Source organism: Aquibium pacificum (genome assembly GCF_040839445.1).
GTDB lineage: Bacteria > Pseudomonadota > Alphaproteobacteria > Rhizobiales > Rhizobiaceae > Aquibium > Aquibium pacificus.
Map to the genome: position 1 here is coordinate 630521 of NZ_JBDPGJ010000002.1, position 16897 is coordinate 647417.

The following is a 16897-nucleotide window of genomic DNA, read 5'->3' on the forward strand; positions in this document are numbered from 1 at the left end:
GGTTTCCTCACCGGAGGGTCGGCGCATGGGACGGGCCCATGCGCCGGGTCGACGGTCGGCGACGAAAGGGCCGCCTAATGGGCGCCGAGGGTCTCGATCGCCTTTTTCGTGAAGGTTTCGTCGATGGCCTTCGTCAAGTCCAGCGGCTTGTCGTATTCGGTGCGGCCGTTCTCGCGATGCACGCGCTCGATGTCGGCGAGGCCGTCGACGGGGATGGCCACGTTCGGATCGTAGATCACCGGGCTGCCGGTGCGGATCGCCTCCTCGGTCGAGGCCGTGTAGGCGAGATAGGCGTCGATGTTCTCCTGGGCCAGGTAGTCGTCGCCTTGCATCATGCGGGCCGCTTCTGCGAGCGCGAGCACGAAACGCTCGGCCACGTCCGGCCGCTCGTTGATGAACTTGCCGGAGCCGACGAAGGCGATGGTCATCAGGCCGGGCGTGATGTCCTGCGCCAGCACCACGGCGTTGCCCGAGGCGATCGCCTGGTCGGAGAAGGGCGAGCTCAGCAGCGCGGCGTCAATCGACTTGCCGTCAATGGCGGCCGGCATGTCGGCATTGCCGATGTTCATCAGCTCGACGTCTCGAATGGTCAGGTCCGCCTGCTCGAGCGCCTTGGCGACGAAGTACTCGCCGCCGCTGCCGGGACCGCCGGCCGCGCCGATGCGCTTGCCCTTCAGGTCGGCGATGGTCTTGACGGCGCCGCTGTCGGCCAGGTCCTTGCGCACCAGGAGCTTGGTGGGTCCGTTCTCCATCGGATCGAGCGCGCCCGGCGCGATGATGCGGATGTCGAGACCGCGATCCCAAGCCGACCACAGCGAGGAGACGATGGCGATGCCGCCAACGTCGACGCTGCCCTGGTCGAGGAAGGCGATCGCCTCGGTGCCCGACTTGACGCGCTCGAATTCGACGTCGAGCCCGTATTTGTCGAAGATGCCGCGACCTTCGGCTACATAGGCGGTCGCAAACTTCATGATCGGCACATAGGCGACTTTCACCGCCTGCGGCGGGTCGAGCGGCGCGACGTCCGCGGCGTTCGCGGCCCCGATCGACAGCGCGCTCCCAAACGCAATCGCGGTCGCGACGGCTCGGGCTTTCCAGTCAGTCATGTTCAGCATTGTCTCTCTCCCTTTATGGATTTTCTTTTCGGATATCGGCCCGGGCTCTTCACGGCGCCGGTCTTTCAATCGTAAACGGGCGGCACGCAAGCATGTCGCCTTCCTCAAGCCTCCGCCATCGCCCTCGTGGGGCTGAGATAGGCGCCCTGCGCGGCAAGATTACGCCTCAGTTCGGAAATGGGAACCTCGGCAGGCTCGATTCCGCGGTTGGCGGCGATCGCGGCGGCGATACCGGCCGCGTGGCCGGTCAGCCAGCACTGCGGGATCTCGCGCATGAAGGAATGGCTGGTCGCGTCGCAGGACAGGTGCCGTCCCGGCGCCAGCAGCCCGCCGATGTCGGCGGGGACGATGCTGAAATAGGGCACCGATATGTTGGCGAATTTCGGCGACAGCGGCGGCGACACGCCGATCTCGTCGGGGGCGGTGCGACCGTCCCACATCTCGCGCGTCAGCTTGCCCCTGCCCACGAGCCGGCGGCCGTGGCGCACGCCAAGCTGGGGCGCGGAGACCATCAGATAGGCGTCCGAGAAGCCGGGGGCGTGCTCGCGGTAGAAGGCGAGGTGCCGGATCATGAGCTGGTGGCTCTTGATCTCGACCTCGGACAGATCCTCGACCTTCAGCGCCGAATAGCCCGACAGGCGCGGCCCCATGAAAACGGCGACGTCGTTGCGCCAGGACACAACCGGCCGTTCGAAGAAGCGCATCGCCTCGCGGCCGCGTGCCATGAACTGCGAATACTGCTCGGGCGTCTCGGCGCGGAAACGCAGGAAGGCGTCCATGTCGACGCCGGCCAACATCCAGGCGGTGTTCATGCAGCCGTGGATGTCGCGCTGGTCGACTTCGGTATCGAACCCGGAACCCGCCCTTGCATAGAGGTCGCCGTCGCCGGTGGCGTCGACCGTCGCCCGCGCGAGCACCGCGCGGCGGCCCTCCTTGCTTTCGAAGATGCAGCCGGCGACGCGATTGCCCTCCATCACCGGGCGCGCGCCCCAGGCGTGGAAGATCGGATGCACGCCGGCTTCCAGCACCATCGCCAGCGATTCGGCCTTCAGCCATTCCGGATCGAGCGTCGGCGAATGGGTGACGGTGTCGTGGTAGGCAGCGGTGCGCAGGGCCCAGTAGGCCACCTTTTCCGGATCGTGCGATCCCCAGTCGGCCCTGTCCGGCCCGGCGATCATGTCGCGCGTCAGGCGCGATAGTGCCTCCTCGGCAAAGCCGCGGATGACGTGCCTTCCGGACCAGTCGGTCATGCGGTCGATCCAGATCACCAGGCCGCCTGTCGAAAGCCCGCCGAGATGGTTGTAGCGCTCCATCAGCACCACATCGGCGCCGAGACGCGCAGCCGCCACCGCCGCCGCGGTTCCGGCCGGGCCGCCGCCGACCACGAGTACGTCGCACTCGGTATGGACGGCAACGGGCTGTGCCGGCTCATCGATCACGCGCGAGGACAGCCTGCGCCGTTCCTGCCGCTGCGTCTCGAAGGTTTCCGCCTGAAAGAACAGGCGACCGCCCTCCGGTTCCATGGAGCCCATACGGATTTTCCTCCTGCCCGGCCCTCCTCGGCCAGCATTGGGGTTCAGACTATGGAGGCCAAATTGCTTGATCAAACGAATTTCGTGGGTCTATTGATGAAGCAGATTAATCAATCGCGGCATTTCTGGCATGGATATTCTCGGCCTCGAAGCCTTCATCCGCATCGCGGAGTCCGGCAGCTTCAAGAGCGCGGCCTCAGCGATGAACCTGTCGCAGACGGCCCTCAGCCATCGCATCCGCAAGCTCGAGCAGGATGTGGGCCTGATGCTCTTGCAGCGGACGACGCGGTCGCTGGCGCTCACGCGGGCCGGCCAGGATTTCTTCCCGAAGGCGCGCGACATGATGCTGCGCCTCGACCGGCTCTACGAGGATCTGCGCATCGAGGGGCGGCGCGCGCACGAACGGGTCGCGATCGGCTGCCTGAGTTCGCTCGGCGAACGCTACCTGCCCAGCGCCCTGCGCACGTTCCGGGAGCGGAACCCGACCGTCGACATCGTCATCCATGACGAGCACGCGGCGGTCCTGGCCGACCGGGTGCTGGCCGGCCAGATCCAGTTCGCGCTCACCATCCTCGGCGCGCAGCACTGGGCGCAGAAGTCGCGCGTGCTGTTCGAGGAGGATTTCGTCGCCGCTGTGCCGATCGACCACCCGCTTGCCGACAGGCCACAACTAACCTGGGCCGATCTGGTCGGCTATCCGCTGGCGCGCGTTTCCACCACCACGAGCCACGGCTTCATCCTGAGCGAAAGCCTCAACACCTTCGCCCACGAACTCGACTGGCGCTACGAGGTGCAGCGCACGCACATGGCGGGCAGCCTCGTCATCGCCGGCCTTGCCATCACCGTCCTGCCGCGCGCGGCGATCCCGAAGCATGAGCGCGTGAGGGTGATCCCGATCACCGAGCCCTCGATCCGCCGCACCGTCGGCATCATCTCGCTCAGCGGCGTGCCCCTGTCGCCGCCCGCCATGCAATTGCAGCGCATGCTGCTGCGCGAGATCGCGAAGGAATGGGGCTGATCGCTCCGAGAAGCCTGGTCCACCATCGCCCGCCTGAACCGCGGCGGGTGAACCCGCAGGGTTGCTCCACGGGTGGAACTCTTTCATGTGGATGGCCGAACGCACGGCGACGGGGAGCAATCGATGGTGGATGTGGATGGCGATGGGGTGCTTGCGCTCTGGAACGGGGTCGATCCGTCGCACCGGCGCGAATACGACGCCGGGCACAGCCGCGAGCACGTGCCGGAGCGGATTTCCGTCCCCGGGCATGCTCGGCGCGCGGCGCTATGTCCGGCTGGCCGGGGCGCTGCCCGAATTCCTGAGGCTCTATGCGATGTGCGACACGGACGTGCTGCAGAGCGCGCCCTACCGCAGGCTCCTCGATCACCCGACGGAGTGGTCGATAAAGATGCGGCTGGCCTTTCGCGGCTTTAAGCGCCTGTGCTGCCGGCGCATCGCGTCCTTCGGCGGCGGTGCGGCCGGGGTGCTGTGCGCCATTCCGGTCGACGACCGCGTCGACCTGCGGTCGGCGGAGCTGCACCGGGCGCTGCTCGGCCTGCTGTCGCACCGGCCCTTCGTCGCCGTCCATGCGATCGAGCGCGACAGGGCGGTGGCCGACGTGCTGTTCCGCATCGGCGGCGATGCGCCCGACTTCCCCGATCATGGCGCGATCCTGATCGAGGGGTACGACGAAGCGATGGTCGCGGAAGGGATTGCGGACACGGTGACCGCGCTCGGCGCGGTACATGTCGATGCCGGTGCGACCCTCACCACCTATCGGCTGGCCTATGCCCCTCGACGCCGCATCGCTGCAGCGCGTGGTGACGATCGGTCCCTCAGCGCACGCCGCCGCGCAGCCTCTGATCGATCGTCGCTGACGCCCGCGTCAGCACGGCGATGCAGTGCGTGCGCGCCGCCTCGTCGAAGCGTGAGATCGGCAGCGCGATGTTGATCGAGCCCAGTGGATAGCCCGACGCGCCGAGGATCGGCCGCGCGACGCCGGCGATGCCGGGCGTGAACTCCTCGACCACGAAGGCCAGGCCGGTCCGCTTCACCTCCGCGAGTTCGCTGCGCAGGGCCGCGACGCTGTCGATCGTGTTGGGCGTGATCTTTTCGAACACCACCCGCGCCAGGTAGTCCTCCAGCATCTCCGGGGGCAGGTGCGCGAGCAGCGCCTTGCCGCCAGAGGTGGCGTAGAGCGGCGCGGTGTCGCCCAGGCGCATGTGATAGAGCAGCCGGCGCGGGCTCATCACGCAGGCCACGACCTCCGACTTGTCGCCCTTGATGAAGTTGAGCGCGCAGGATTCCTGCGTCTCCGACGCGATCCACGTCAGCACGCTCTCGGCAACGGCGACGATGTCGTTCCCGTCCTTGATCCGGCGGGCGAGCTTGGCGATGGCGGGCCCGAGCTCGTATCCCTTCGAGAGCGGCACGTAGGTCAGGTATTCGCGCCTGACCAGCGTCTTCAGCAGTTGCGTCAGGCTGCTCTTCGGGATCGCGAGTTCCTCGGCGATCTCGGTATGGGTCTTTTCCGCATCCCAGCGCCCGAGGAACTCGAACAGGTCGAGCACCCGGGTCGCTGACTTGACCGATCCCTGCTCCGCCGCCGGCGCCCGGTCGGCGAGGTGCAGCACATTGTCCTCGTTCGCCAAATGCAGCCTCCCTCAGGTCCCGACCGGGATTTTCCGGTCCGCCCGGTCTATCACAGCCCGGGCCATCGTGGCGGCCAATTTCGCCTGCTCGGCATGGCCGAGATGGGCGTGGCGCGCCGCCGGGGCCTCGATCGCGACCGGCGTTCCCTCGGGAAACGCCGCGACAAATTCCTCCAGCCACAACGCTCCCTCGCCCGGGTAGAGCCGCTCGTTGCGCGCCTCGTTGCGAAGATTTTCGATCGCCGGGATCTCTGCCAAAGCATCGCACAAATGGACATAGCGGAAAAGCGCCGGATCGTAGGCGGCGAGATCGGCCGGCGATCCGCCGGAGCGGCTGAGATGCAGCGAATCGACCAGCAAGCCCGCATTGGCGGCGTCCGACTCCTTGAGCAGCAATGCCGCCTCGGCCAGGGACCGCACCTGGCTGTAGGGGATGAACTCCAGCATCGGTATCACGCCGCAGGCCTTCGCCCGCTCGCAGAAGCGCGCGAAGCGCTCGACGAGCCGCGCCCGTTCCGGGTCATTGCCGACCACCAGCACGTGCTTGGCGCCCAGTTCGGCGCCGGTCTTGATCCCGGCGAAGAAGGTTTCCATGTCGGTCTCGGGCATCAGCCAGAACGCCTCGACGTCGAGGAGGGCCAAACCTGTGTCGCGCAGCTTTTCCGCCACCGCGCGCTGCATGGCAGCGTCGCCCACCACCGGCACGATCGTGTCGCCCGGCAGCGGCGGCTGGAGGCGCAGGCCGACCGCGTCATAGCCGGCACGCGCCGCGCATTCGATCAGTTCGACGGGACCGGCCTTGATGATCGTGAAATGAGCGAGGGAAAGCAGGGGCATGGACGGTTCCTCGGATTCAATCTGGCAGAAGCGGAGACGACAGCGGCAGCGCCACTCCAGCTTTACATACTGAACTCGTTCACATAAGAAAACACCTCACGGCCCGCCGACATTCGAAAACAGGATTCCCGATGTCAGACTTCAGCGAACGCCTCGCCATCCGCGACCTTCTGGAAAACTGGGTCGTCTGGCGCGACGCGGGCGACTGGGAGCGATTCCGGACCGTCTGGCACGACGACGGGCGGATGATGGCGACCTGGTTCCAGGGCACCGCCGACGAATTCATCGCAGTCAGCCGCAAGGGTTTTGAGAACGGCGTGCGGATCCTGCATTTCCTCGGCGGGACCTCCATCGACTTGGCCGGCGACCGCGCCATCGCGCAGACCAAGATGACCATCAGCCAGCGCGCCGAGGTGGAGAGCGTCGCCTGCGACGTCGTCTGCACCGGGCGCTTCTACGATTTCCTCGAGAAGCGTGACGGAAAATGGGGTGTGGTCCTGCGCCAGCCGATCTACGAGAAGGACCGCCTCGATCCGATCGATCCGGCCAGGATCCCGAAGCTCGATCGTGACGTGCTCGACGGCTTTCCGGAAGGCTACCGTCACCTCGCCTATCTCCAGACCGGCATCGGCTACACCGTCAAGCGCGACATGCCCGGCCTCACGGGTCCGGCAGTGACAGCGCTCTACGGGCGCGGCAAGGCATGGCTGGCCGGCGGCGCGCTTTGACACGCGGCGTGGGCAGCCTTGTGCGGGGCGGCATGCTGACCGCTACGCCGCGGGCCCGCGACGGTCGCGATGCGGAGCGATTCGACATCGCCGTGCTCGGGGCAGGGGCGGCGGGGCTCGCCGCGGCGATCTTCGCCGCGCTCGACGGCCGCCGCGTCCTGGTCGTCGAGCGGACGCCGTTCGTCGGCGGCACCACGGCACTTTCCGCGGGCACGGTCTGGATTCCGGGAACGCATCTGGCCGTCGAGGCCGGGCTCGACGCCGATGTCGAGAGCGCCGCGCGCTATCTCGACGCCGCGGTCGGCAACCAGTCGTCCAGGGCGATGCGCGACGCGTTTCTCGTGCACGGGCCAAAGGCCGTGGCGACACTTGTCGACAGGACCGAAACCAAACTGCGCGTCCGTCCGGTGCATCCGGACTATCTTTCCGAACTCGAAGGCGCGGTCGCCGGCGGCCGGGCGCTGGAGCCGCTGCCGTTCGACGGCAGTCTGCTCGGCGACGATTTCCGCCTGCTGCGGCCGCCGATTCCCGAATTCACCGTACTGGGCGGGATGATGGTCGACCGCGACGACGTCCGTCATCTGCAGGCAATCGGCAAGTCGGTCGAATCGACGCTGCATGGCACGCGCCGGATCGGCCGCTACGTGTGGGATCGCCTGCGCCATCCGCGCGGCACGCGCCTGGTGATGGGCAATGCGCTGGTGGCACGGCTGCTCCATTCGGCGCGCAAGCTCGGGGTGACCTTGCGCGTCGGAGTCGAGACGGTCGCCGTCGAGCCCCTGCCGGGGCAAGGCTGGATATTGGACCTGCGCCAGGACGGCGGGACAAGCCGCGTGACCGCCGCCTGCATCATCCTGGCCACGGGCGGCTTCAGCCGGCATCCGGGCATGCGCGAAAGGATGCTGCCGAAGCCCGTTCCGCAACACAGCCCATCCGCGCCCGGCCATACGGGCGCGCTGCACGACATGGCGATCGCGCTCGGCGCCTATCATGGCGAGAGCGCCGCCAATCCCTGCTACTGGGCGCCGGTGTCGATCCGCACGCGCAGCGACGGCAGCGTCGCGACCTTTCCGCACTTCTTCCTCGACCGCGGCAAGCCCGGCATCTTCGCCGTCGGGCGCAACGGCCGCAGGTTCGTCAACGAGACGGTCTCCTACCACCAGTTCGCCGAAGCGATGTACGCCTCGAACCAGGATGGCGGGACCATTCCCGCCTATCTCGTCACCGATGCAAGGGGCCTGCGGACCTACGGGCTGGGCATGGTCCGCCCCGGCGGACGCGGCATCGCGCGCCAAGTCGCGGAAGGCTATCTGGTGGAAGGCGCCACGCTCGATGAACTCGCCGGCAAGCTCGGCATCGACGCCGCGGGCCTTACAGACACGGTCGCCCGCCTCAACCGCTATGCCGCCACCGGCGTGGACGAGGATTTCGGCCGCGGCTCGACCTTTTACCAGCGCAACAACGGCGATGCGGCGCATGGTCCCAACCCGACGATCGGCCCGGTCGGCACCGCGCCCTTCTATGCGCTGAGGCTCTTTCCCGGCGACATCGGATCGGCCACCGGTCTGGTCACCAACGAGAACGCGCGGGTCCTGCGCCGCGACGGCACGCCGATCCACGGGCTCTATGCCTGCGGCAACGACATGCAGTCGGTGATGGGCGGCGCCTATCCCGGTCCCGGGATCACGCTGGGGCCGGCGATCGCCTTCGCCTATGCGGCGGCGAATCATGCGGCTTCGATGATCGAGACAGCCTGACGGACCCCGCTCTTGCCCCACATCACGATCGACTACAACGCCGGCATCGACCAGATGCTCGACATCTCCGCCCTGACAGACGCGGTCCACGCCGCCGCGTGCGGCACCGGCGCGTTTCCGATCGGCGGCGTGCGCACGCTGTCGCGGCCGGCGCTCCACTCCCGCGTCGCCGACCGCGGTCCTAAGGGCGGGTTCGTGCAGATCACGGTGCGCATCGCGCCCGGCAGAAGCGACGCGCTGAAGACGGAGATCGTCGAGACGCTGTTCGCCGCGGCGAATGCCGCCATGTCGGAGCTTTTCGAAAGCCGGAGCGACGTCGCGCTGCAGCTCGAGGTCACAGAGTTCGATCCGCGGTTGACGCGCAGCCGCAATCCGATGATCAAGGCCGCCGGCTGAGCCGGTCGGGCTGCCGCTGGCGGCCGGCGTGACGCGCAACTTTCGGAGGCGGGACTTGAGCCCATTCGGACGCGACGAACTGGCGGCGGTCGCCGGCCTGATGAGGCAGGCGAGCCTGGCGGAGATCCTGCCACGGTTCCATGCGGGCGACCGCGGCGACGTGCGGCAGAAGACCTCCCTGCTCGACCTCGTCACCGACACCGACCTCGCGGCCGAGCGGATGCTGACCGAGGGCCTGCAGCGGCTGTTCCCGGGCGTCCCTGTGATCGGCGAGGAGGCGTGCAGCGCGGATCCGTCGCTGCTCGAAGGCCTCGACCGGATGCCCAGCTACTTCCTCGTCGATCCCATCGACGGCACCAAGAATTTTGCGTCGGGGTTGCCGCTTTTCGGCACCATGATCGCCTTTGTGGAGGACGATGCGGTGATGGCGGGGATCATCCTCGACCCGATCGGGGATGACTTCGTCATGGCGCTGCGCGGAAAGGGCGCGTGGTTCCAGGCCAGGGACGCCAGTGAAACACGTCTGACCGTCGCCGAGGCACGGCCGGTCGCTGAGATGGTCGGCCTCGTCTCGTGGATGTTCCTGGCGGAGCCGCTGCGGTCGCGGGTGTCGGCGGGCATGACGGCCACACTCGGAGCGGCCGAATACCGCGCCGCGGCGCATCACTACAGGCTGCTCGCCCGCAAGGCCTATGACTTCGCGTTGTGGGGCAAGCTGATGCCGTGGGACCATGCCGCCGGTTCGCTGATCCACGCCGAGGCCGGCGGTTACAATGCCCGTTTCGACGGATCAGCCTACCGCCCGTCGCTCACGGCCGGCGGACTGCTGGCCGCCCCCGACGAGGCAAGCTGGCGCGCGCTCCACGCGACGCTGCTTGCCTGACGTCGCGGAGACCTAGGCTTCGATTGCCACCGGCGCGCCGATGGCCGCCGATCGCTTAACAGCCTCGACGACGCGAAGCGCCTGCAGACCGTCGCGGCCGGAGACGAGCGGCGCTTCCTCTCCGCGGACCACGGCGACGAACTGGCGGATCTGACGCCTGAGCGGATCCTCGAACCCGAACGGCAGCTGCGTCGCGTCGATGGGCTCCCACCAGCTTCGCTTGTCCCGGTTGCGCCACAGCCGCAGTCCCGGCAGTTCCAGCGAGCCGTGCGTTCCGCCGATGAGATAGCAGTGCTGGGTCGTCGGCGGATAGGACGGGTTTTCCCGCGCCGTCAGCTCCCAGCTCCACGGGGCGACGATGGCGTCGGACACGTTGATGGTGCCGAGCATGCCGCTGCGGAACTTCATGCTGACGACCGCGGTCTCCTCCACTGCATTGCCGCGCACGATGTTCGATTCCCAGGCATGGACCGATTCGATGGCGCCGCAGAGATAGTGCACCAGGTCGATGTCGTGGATCATGTTGAGATAGACCGGTCCGGCGCCCGGCATGCGCCGCCAGTCGGCTTCGAAATACTCGTCCGGCTTGCAGAACCAGGTGACGCCGCTGAACGAGACGAGATCGCCTATTGCGCCACTCTCCAACTCCGCCCTGGCGCGCTGGATGAGGGGGTTGTGGCGGCGATGGTGGCCCACCAGCACCGGCGTGCCATTGGCGTCGGCGGCGCTTATGATCGCGGCGGCGGCTTCGGAATCGGTCGCGATCGGCTTTTCGATCAGGATCGGCAGCCCGGCCGCGATGCACTCGAGGCTGTTTTGCGCATGCAGTTGGTTGGGGGTGGCGATGATGACCGCGTCGGCGATCCCCCTCGCGATCAGATCGCCCAGCGCGGAAAAGTGCGGCACGCCAAGACCGGCCGCATAGTCACTGGCGCCGGGCGCGGGATCGACGATCGCCGCCAGCGCCGCGTCGGCGGTCTCGGCAATGACTTCCACGTGCCTGCGGCCGATCTGGCCGGCGCCGGCGACTGCTATCCTGATCTTCTGCCGCATCGGTTCTGCCCTTCATGTCTCAAGGATCTGCGGCAGCGAAGCCCGCAGGGACTGGATCACGGATCCCGTTTCGGGGCGGACGCCGCGCCACCACCCGAACGCTTCGGCCGCCTGTTCCACCAGCATGCCGACCCCGTCGACCGTGCGGCCGGCGCCGCTTTCGCGCGCGAAGGCCATGAACGGCGTCAGGCCCCTGCCGTAGACCAGTTCGTAGGCGAGCGTCCGGTCATGGAACAGCCGCACCGGTATGGCGGGCAGTTCGCCGAAGAGGCTCGCCGAGGTGGCGTTCACCACCAGGTCGAAGGGCGCGCCTTCGATGTCGTCGAGCCCAGACGCGTCGAGGGCGCCATGGCGGGCGAAGGCCGACTGGAGCAGCCGGGCCTCGTCGGCGCTGCGATTGGCTACGGCAAGACGCGTCGGCCGCGCCTCGAGGAAAGGCAGGATCGCGCCTCGCACCGCGCCGCCGGCGCCGAGTAGCAGCACGCGGCGGCCGGCGATATCGTAGCCGAGGTTACGCTGTATGTCGTTGACAAGGCCCGTCCCGTCAAAATTCTCGGCGATTATCCGGCCCGCCTCGAACTTCAGGCAGTTCGCCGCGCCGGCCGTCGCCGCGTAGGGGCGTTGCTCGTCGGCGATGGCAAGTGCCTGGAGCTTGAAGGGCGTGGTGACGTTGCAGCCCCTGCCTCCGCCGGCCAGAAAGGCGCGAACCGCGGGCGCAAACCCCTCCACCGGCGGCTCGACGGTGCCGTATTCGATGTTCTCGCCCGTCACCCGGGCAAAGCCCGCATGAATGCCGGGCGAGCGCGAATGCGCGATCGGACTGCCGAAGACCGCGTACCGATCCGGCTCGCGGCCATGTGCTAGCTGGCTCGTCATTGCGCGTACGGATCGAACGTCGCGGTCGATCCCTTCATCAGGCTGCGCGCGATCACGGTGCGATGGATTTCCGAGGCGCCGTCGAAGATGCGGTAGATGCGGGCATCGCGGAAATAGCGCTCGATCGGCAGGTCCTTGCAGTAGCCCATGCCGCCGAAGATCTGCACCGCGCGGTCGGCGACCCGCCCGAGCGTTTCGGACGCCTGCACCTTGACCAGGGAGATGCGCTCGCGCGGATCGATGCCGCGGTCGATCTCCATCGCGGTCTGCCACAGCGCGAGCCGGGCTGCGTTGATCTCGATGGCGCTGTCGGCGAGCATCTGTTGGACCATCTGGAACTCGCCGAGCGCCTTGGAGAACTGCCGTCGCTCGCGGGCATGGTCGAGCGTCAATCCCAGGATCCGCGTGGCCTTGCCGACCGAGCGGGCCCCCACCTGGGCGAGCCGGACGCGCCCGAGCACGGAGAGCGCGAGCTTGAGGCCTTCGCCTTCCGAGCCGAGGAGGTGCACATCCTCCAGTTCGACGTCGCTGAACGACAGTCCGACATGGCTCGTGCCGCGCAGACCCATCATCTTCTGGTCGCGGCCAATGGTGAAGCCGGTTAGCCCCTTGTCGACCAGGAATAGGGATATACCGCGATGGCCGGCGGCCGGATCGGTGACGGCCGTGACCACGAAGAAGTCGGAGAAGAGGCCGTCGGAGATGAAGTGCTTGCCGCCGTTGAGGACCCAGCGGTCGCCCTTGCGCACCGCGCGCGTGCGGATCGCGGCCGCGTCGGAGCCGGCCTCCGGTTCGGTGAAGGCGATCGAGCAGGTCCGCTCGCCCGCCGCGCAGGGTTTCAGCCAACGGTCGATCTGCGCGCCCCGGCATGAAAGCAGGACCTCGTAGACATTGCCGAAGGCCCGCCGCACCAGGATGTCGCTGGTGTGGCCGAACTGTTCCTCGACCAGCATGGTGTCTAGCGCCGAGAGGCCGCCGCCGCCGAATTCTTCCGGCACGTTCATGGCGTAGAGTCCGAGCGCCCTGGATTTCTCGAAGATGCGCTGCGCGTCGTCGCGCGCCAGCACGCCATTGGCCTCGACGATGCCTTCCAGCGGGTGAAGCTCGTTGGCGATGAAATTCCTCACCGTCGTGACGAGGAGTTTCTGCTCGTGGCTGAGTTCAAGATCCATGCGTTCGCGTCCCTATCTGCCCTGCCACCGGGGCTTGCGTTTCTGAGAGAAGGCGAGGGGTCCCTCCAGCGCATCCTGCGATCGGAGCATGGCGTGATAGGCGGGATAGTCGCCCCCGAACGCAGCCGCCAGGGTCGGCTGGTCCAGACCGGCGAGCATCATCTGCTTGGTCGCGCGCAGCGCCAGCGGCGCGCACAGGGACAGCGCCTCGACCAGCGCGTCGACGGCCTGCGTCAACGCGCCTGCCGGCACGACCTGGTTGACCAGGCCCTTGGCCTGGGCTTCCGCGGCCGGGAACAGCCGTCCGCTGAGCGCGATGTCCATCGCGTGTTTCATCGGGATCTGCCGGGCCAGCCGGTGCAGGCCGCCGCTGGCCGCCAATCCCACCCGCGGCTCCGGCAGGCCGAAGCGCGCAGTCTCCACGGCGATGGCCAGGTCGCATGCCAGCACGATCTCAAGCCCGCCGCCGATGGCGTCGCCATTGACCGCAGCGATCACCGGCTTACTCAAGCCGTAGCGCTCGGCGAGCCCGCCAAATCCCGATTCGGGGATGAAGGCATCGCCGGTCGCAGCGCGATATTTGAGATCCGAGCCGGTGCAGAAGGCCTTCTCGCCCGCGCCGGTGATGACGGCGCAGTGCAGGGCGTCGTCGGCCTCGAAGGCATCGAGCGCGCTCGACAGTTCGCGATGCGCCGGCGGATGCAGCGCGTTGCGCACCTCGGGCCGGTCGATCGTCAGGTAGAGCGCATGGCCGCGGACATCGGCGCGGATGAACTCGAATGCCGGGAATTCCGAGGAAGGGCTCATCGACGCCTCTCAGCCGGCCGGCCGACCGTCCGCCTTGACCTGAGGCGAACCGGAGAAGTCGAGGGTGATGCGGCCAAGCGGGCCGAAATCGGCAACCGTCCGCGTGCCGCCGATCACGGCGACGGTCTCTGTCGCCGACCCGGTGGTGACGTAGGTTCCCGCCTCGAGCGGGATGCCGCGCGCCGAAAGGTGGTTCGCGACGTCGACGAGGGCGTCGAGCGGGCTGCAGCGGATGTCGGGCGGACTGTTTCGCGCGGGCTCGCCGCCATCTACCGACAGGTTGATCGGGTGGCTGTGGAAATCGACCGCGTCCGGATCTGCGATCACGTCGCCGATGATCAGGCCGACGCCGTTGCCGTTGTCGGCGATCGCCGTCAGCGTGGTGAGGTCGGCCTGCGGCGTGTCGGTCCGGTAGCGGCTCCCGATCAATTCGATCGCGATGTGGGCGGTGACGCGCGGTGCGATCTCGGCCGCAGTCCATGACTGCCGGCGCACGGGAATCGGCTCGTCGATGCGATAGGCGAATTCCGGCTCGATGCGGGCGCCCTTGACCAGTTCTTCCGGAATGGCGTGGTCGGAGCCGACGAAGAAGCAGGTGGCGAAGGCGCGCCCCGGCACGATGTCGTCGTGGCCGTCGCGCCTGCGCATGCCGTCGCTGGTCGCGCCGGCCTTCCATCCGATGACGGGCGCGCCGATGAGCGCGGCCATGCGATCCTGGACGAGATAGGCCTCCGAACGGTCCTTCGGGCGGTCCCGTGGGTCGGGAAGGGCAATCTTGGCCCCGGTGCGCCATGCCTCGGCGAGCGAGGCGGCAAACGCCTCGAGCGCGTCCTGTCTTTCGCGGGACATTGATCCTCCATCCCTGTGATCGCCGCCACCGGCAGCCGGCGGGTTTTCCGCTCTTGAATGGCAGATGGTCTACATCCCCGATCCCCGCCTGTCACCGCGGCTTCCGCGTTGATGCATCTTGACAGACACCGAAATGAGGAGAAATTGTCCTCATGAACAAAAATGATGCATCAGGACCTTCGTCCGTCGGAGCCAAGCCGCGCATCGTCGACATCGCGCTGCAGGCCGGCGTGAGCACGGCGACGGTGGACCGGGTGCTGAACGGGCGCCCGGGCGTGAAGGGCAAGACGGTCAGCAAGGTGCGCGACGCGGCCGAATGGCTGGCCAAGAGCGGTGGCCGGCCGACGGTGGTGGCGTCGTCGCTGAAGGCGCTCACCATCGACATCCTGCTTGCCGGTGGTCCCGGCTTCGCCAACGAGATCCTGATGCGGGAATTCCATCGCGCCAGCCGCCTGGCGGGCGTGAAGCTGAATGCGCGGTTTGCGCCGCGCGCCAATGTCGCCGCGCTCAAGGAAGCCCTCGAGGAGTGCGCGGCGCGCCGCTCGGACGGCGTCATAGTCCAGCCGATCGAACACCGCCTCATCCGCGACGCCGTGCTCGACATCGTCAGCAGGGGCGTGCCTGTGGTTTGCGCGCTGACCACGCTCCCGGGCGTCGACAGCCTGGCCTATTGCGGGCTCGACAATCGCGCCGCGGGCCGGGCAGGGGCACTCCTGCTCGGCCATCTGTGCGCGCGCAGGGGCAAGGTCGCCGTCTTCATGAGCGACATGCTGTATCGCAGCCACGAGGAGCGCGAGAGCGGCGCGCGCAGCGTGTTGCGCACGGATTTTCCGCAGATCGAGGTGCTGCCCAGCATCAACACGCGCGACAATCCCGACACCTGCTATCTCGAAACCCATGAATTGCTGAAGCGGCATCCGGACCTGGCCGGCATGATCAATCTCGGCGGCGGCAACAGGGGCATCGAGAAGGCGCTGTTGGAAGCAGGCAAGGGCGGTGACGTCGCCTATGTCGCGTTCAACCTCACCCCGCTCACCCGCAAGGCGCTGCTCGACGGCACGATCGATGCGGTGGTGCACCAGGACATGGGCAGGCTCAGCCGCCGGGCCGTGGACGCCATCGTCGGCCATCATGCCGGACAACCGCCGGAAAGCGGCTATATCCCGGCCGAAATCATCATGCGCGAGAACATTCGCGACACCGACCGCGGTGAGTAGAGAGCCCTAGCGGCCGGCAGCGGCCAGCACGTTGCGGGCCGACCGGTAGGCCGTGGCGATGAAGGCTTCCAGCCCCAGTTCGGCAAGCAGGCGGTCGTTGGGAACCTCGACGCTGAAGACGAAGTCCTTCGGCATGGCGCGAACCAGGCCCACGAGATCGGCATCGCCATCCCCCGGCATCAGCCGGTCATGGCGCGCCGCATAGAGCATCGCCGCGTCGTCGCGGGCGAAATCGGCCGGGCCGTCGCAAAGCTGCATGTAGTTGAGCATCCCGGCCGGCAGCGCCTCCACCTCGTCCAGCGCGGAACCGCATTTCTGGTAGTGCAGCCCGTCGACCAGCACGGCCCCGTTGGAACACCCGGCCTGCTCGACGACGGCGCGGGCGTCTCGGACATCGGGCACGGCGGTCCATGGCATAAATTCGAGATCGATGGTCATGCCGTATTCGGTGGCCAGTCGGCACAATCCGCCAAAATTGTCGATCAGCCGCGACCGGTCGGTATCGTCTCCGGCGACCAGCACATGACGGCCGCCGAGAAGGGACGCCCTGTCGAAGAACGGGCGCAGATCGCCGATTTTGGTTCGATCGCCTAGACGAATCATCTCGATGTCGGAAATCGCCAGGCCGAAATCGCGCGCGCGGCGCACCACCTCCCTGCCGAGGTCCTCGTCCTGTCCCAGCACAGGCTGGGGCTGGCCGGGTCCGGAGGGAAGGATCCGCAAACCCACTTCGTCGAAGCCGGCGGCCGCAGCCAGCGGCAGCATCGTCAGCGGATTGCATTCCCCGTAGGTCAGATACGAGAGCGATAGGCGGTCCATGAAAAATTCCCTGCGCGTTTCGAAGGCACCTGCATCGAACAGGTGGGCGTTTTGATGCATCAAATTGCGATGATAGTTCATCATGATGCATAATGCAGTCATTTTTGGGCATCATGCGTCGGAAAGTTTTTGAGCCAGGCGCAAACTGTGCCTATGGTCCTCCCCGTCCGGTCCTGCAGCGGAGCGATTTCGCTGGCGGAGGAAGCA

Annotated in this window: 17 protein-coding genes; 7 read left to right on the forward strand and 10 right to left on the reverse strand. The window is 67.4% G+C overall.

What is annotated here, in order from left to right:
* Window positions 1-74: 74 nt before the first annotated feature.
* A complete protein-coding gene (locus ABGN05_RS09450; RefSeq protein WP_367953752.1) occupies window positions 75-1115 on the reverse strand; it encodes an ABC transporter substrate-binding protein in 1041 nt (346 codons plus the stop codon).
* 104 nt (window positions 1116-1219) lie between these two features.
* Window positions 1220-2647 (reverse strand): FAD-dependent oxidoreductase, encoded by a 1428-nt coding sequence (locus tag ABGN05_RS09455; protein WP_367953753.1) that lies wholly within the window; start codon window positions 2645-2647, stop codon window positions 1220-1222.
* A gap of 130 nt (window positions 2648-2777) precedes the next feature.
* Between ABGN05_RS09455 and ABGN05_RS09460 the strand changes: the two genes are divergently transcribed.
* On the forward strand, window positions 2778-3665 hold the full coding sequence (locus ABGN05_RS09460) for a LysR family transcriptional regulator (protein WP_367953754.1): 888 nt from the start codon (window positions 2778-2780) through the stop codon (window positions 3663-3665).
* A gap of 247 nt (window positions 3666-3912) precedes the next feature.
* Window positions 3913-4596, forward strand: a complete 684-nt coding sequence (locus ABGN05_RS09465; protein ID WP_367953755.1) for a hypothetical protein — start codon at window positions 3913-3915, stop codon at window positions 4594-4596.
* Here ABGN05_RS09465 and ABGN05_RS09470 read toward each other — a convergent pair.
* Together ABGN05_RS09470 and ABGN05_RS09475 are read right to left on the reverse strand one after the other, a co-directional pair.
* Window positions 4481-5296 carry an IclR family transcriptional regulator gene (locus ABGN05_RS09470; protein WP_367953756.1) on the reverse strand — a complete coding sequence of 272 codons (816 nt, stop codon included), beginning with the start codon at window positions 5294-5296 and terminating at the stop codon, window positions 4481-4483. The two genes, ABGN05_RS09465 and ABGN05_RS09470, sit on opposite strands and share 116 nt — an antisense overlap.
* A gap of 12 nt (window positions 5297-5308) precedes the next feature.
* Entirely contained in the window at window positions 5309-6133 is an 825-nt protein-coding gene (locus ABGN05_RS09475; RefSeq protein ID WP_367953757.1) for a sugar phosphate isomerase/epimerase family protein, read from the reverse strand.
* Window positions 6134-6264: 131 nt separating this feature from the next.
* On the opposite strand from ABGN05_RS09475, the gene ABGN05_RS09480 reads away from it, so the two are divergent.
* The 4 genes from ABGN05_RS09480 to ABGN05_RS09495 are packed head-to-tail and all read left to right on the forward strand — an operon-like array spanning window position 6265 to window position 9897.
* On the forward strand, window positions 6265-6861 hold the full coding sequence (locus ABGN05_RS09480) for a nuclear transport factor 2 family protein (RefSeq protein ID WP_367953758.1): 597 nt from the start codon (window positions 6265-6267) through the stop codon (window positions 6859-6861).
* Window positions 6858-8618 carry an FAD-dependent oxidoreductase gene (locus ABGN05_RS09485; RefSeq protein ID WP_367953759.1) on the forward strand — a complete coding sequence of 587 codons (1761 nt, stop codon included), beginning with the start codon at window positions 6858-6860 and terminating at the stop codon, window positions 8616-8618. Before ABGN05_RS09480 ends, ABGN05_RS09485 begins: the two co-directional genes overlap by 4 nt.
* A gap of 12 nt (window positions 8619-8630) precedes the next feature.
* Window positions 8631-9014: a 5-carboxymethyl-2-hydroxymuconate isomerase gene (locus ABGN05_RS09490; protein ID WP_367953760.1), complete on the forward strand. Its 384-nt coding sequence runs from the start codon at window positions 8631-8633 to the stop codon at window positions 9012-9014.
* A 55-nt stretch (window positions 9015-9069) separates the two neighbouring features.
* Window positions 9070-9897 carry an inositol monophosphatase family protein gene (locus ABGN05_RS09495; RefSeq protein ID WP_367953761.1) on the forward strand — a complete coding sequence of 276 codons (828 nt, stop codon included), beginning with the start codon at window positions 9070-9072 and terminating at the stop codon, window positions 9895-9897.
* 12 nt (window positions 9898-9909) lie between these two features.
* Here the strand turns inward: ABGN05_RS09495 and ABGN05_RS09500 are convergent, their stop codons facing one another.
* The 5 genes from ABGN05_RS09500 to ABGN05_RS09520 are packed head-to-tail and all read right to left on the reverse strand — an operon-like array spanning window position 9910 to window position 14654.
* Window positions 9910-10950 carry a Gfo/Idh/MocA family protein gene (locus tag ABGN05_RS09500; RefSeq protein ID WP_367953762.1) on the reverse strand — a complete coding sequence of 347 codons (1041 nt, stop codon included), beginning with the start codon at window positions 10948-10950 and terminating at the stop codon, window positions 9910-9912.
* Window positions 10951-10962: 12 nt separating this feature from the next.
* Window positions 10963-11826 carry a shikimate dehydrogenase gene (gene aroE / locus ABGN05_RS09505; RefSeq protein WP_367953763.1) on the reverse strand — a complete coding sequence of 288 codons (864 nt, stop codon included), beginning with the start codon at window positions 11824-11826 and terminating at the stop codon, window positions 10963-10965.
* On the reverse strand, window positions 11823-12998 hold the full coding sequence (locus ABGN05_RS09510) for an acyl-CoA dehydrogenase family protein (RefSeq protein WP_367953764.1): 1176 nt from the start codon (window positions 12996-12998) through the stop codon (window positions 11823-11825). Before ABGN05_RS09510 ends, aroE begins: the two co-directional genes overlap by 4 nt.
* Window positions 12999-13010: 12 nt before the next feature.
* A complete protein-coding gene (locus ABGN05_RS09515) occupies window positions 13011-13805 on the reverse strand; it encodes an enoyl-CoA hydratase-related protein (RefSeq protein WP_367953765.1) in 795 nt (264 codons plus the stop codon).
* Window positions 13806-13814: 9 nt separating this feature from the next.
* Complete coding sequence (locus tag ABGN05_RS09520; protein ID WP_367953766.1) at window positions 13815-14654, reverse strand: 2-keto-4-pentenoate hydratase; 840 nt, start codon at window positions 14652-14654, stop codon at window positions 13815-13817.
* A 152-nt stretch (window positions 14655-14806) separates the two neighbouring features.
* Here ABGN05_RS09520 and ABGN05_RS09525 point away from each other — a divergent pair, with 152 nt between their 5' ends.
* Window positions 14807-15871 (forward strand): LacI family DNA-binding transcriptional regulator, encoded by a 1065-nt coding sequence (locus ABGN05_RS09525; protein ID WP_367953767.1) that lies wholly within the window; start codon window positions 14807-14809, stop codon window positions 15869-15871.
* 6 nt (window positions 15872-15877) lie between these two features.
* On the opposite strand, the gene ABGN05_RS09530 is transcribed toward ABGN05_RS09525, so the two are convergent.
* On the reverse strand, window positions 15878-16690 hold the full coding sequence (locus ABGN05_RS09530) for a sugar phosphate isomerase/epimerase family protein (protein ID WP_367953768.1): 813 nt from the start codon (window positions 16688-16690) through the stop codon (window positions 15878-15880).
* Between the last annotated feature and the right edge of the window lie 207 nt (window positions 16691-16897).

What these genes read in the sequence shown, in the direction of transcription:
- ABGN05_RS09510 (WP_367953764.1), bottom strand. Translation starts at nt 12,998, where the DNA reads ATGGATCTTGAACTCAGCCACGAGCAGAAACTCCTCGTCACGACGGTG.
- ABGN05_RS09450 (WP_367953752.1), bottom strand. Translation starts at nt 1,115, where the DNA reads ATGCTGAACATGACTGACTGGAAAGCCCGAGCCGTCGCGACCGCGATT.
- ABGN05_RS09480 (WP_367953758.1), top strand. Translation starts at nt 6,265, where the DNA reads ATGTCAGACTTCAGCGAACGCCTCGCCATCCGCGACCTTCTGGAAAAC.
- aroE (WP_367953763.1), bottom strand. Translation starts at nt 11,826, where the DNA reads ATGACGAGCCAGCTAGCACATGGCCGCGAGCCGGATCGGTACGCGGTC.
- ABGN05_RS09455 (WP_367953753.1), bottom strand. Translation starts at nt 2,647, where the DNA reads ATGGGCTCCATGGAACCGGAGGGCGGTCGCCTGTTCTTTCAGGCGGAA.
- ABGN05_RS09460 (WP_367953754.1), top strand. Translation starts at nt 2,778, where the DNA reads ATGGATATTCTCGGCCTCGAAGCCTTCATCCGCATCGCGGAGTCCGGC.
- ABGN05_RS09530 (WP_367953768.1), bottom strand. Translation starts at nt 16,690, where the DNA reads ATGGACCGCCTATCGCTCTCGTATCTGACCTACGGGGAATGCAATCCG.
- ABGN05_RS09520 (WP_367953766.1), bottom strand. Translation starts at nt 14,654, where the DNA reads ATGTCCCGCGAAAGACAGGACGCGCTCGAGGCGTTTGCCGCCTCGCTC.
- ABGN05_RS09465 (WP_367953755.1), top strand. Translation starts at nt 3,913, where the DNA reads ATGCTCGGCGCGCGGCGCTATGTCCGGCTGGCCGGGGCGCTGCCCGAA.
- ABGN05_RS09525 (WP_367953767.1), top strand. Translation starts at nt 14,807, where the DNA reads ATGAACAAAAATGATGCATCAGGACCTTCGTCCGTCGGAGCCAAGCCG.
- ABGN05_RS09515 (WP_367953765.1), bottom strand. Translation starts at nt 13,805, where the DNA reads ATGAGCCCTTCCTCGGAATTCCCGGCATTCGAGTTCATCCGCGCCGAT.
- ABGN05_RS09475 (WP_367953757.1), bottom strand. Translation starts at nt 6,133, where the DNA reads ATGCCCCTGCTTTCCCTCGCTCATTTCACGATCATCAAGGCCGGTCCC.
- ABGN05_RS09500 (WP_367953762.1), bottom strand. Translation starts at nt 10,950, where the DNA reads ATGCGGCAGAAGATCAGGATAGCAGTCGCCGGCGCCGGCCAGATCGGC.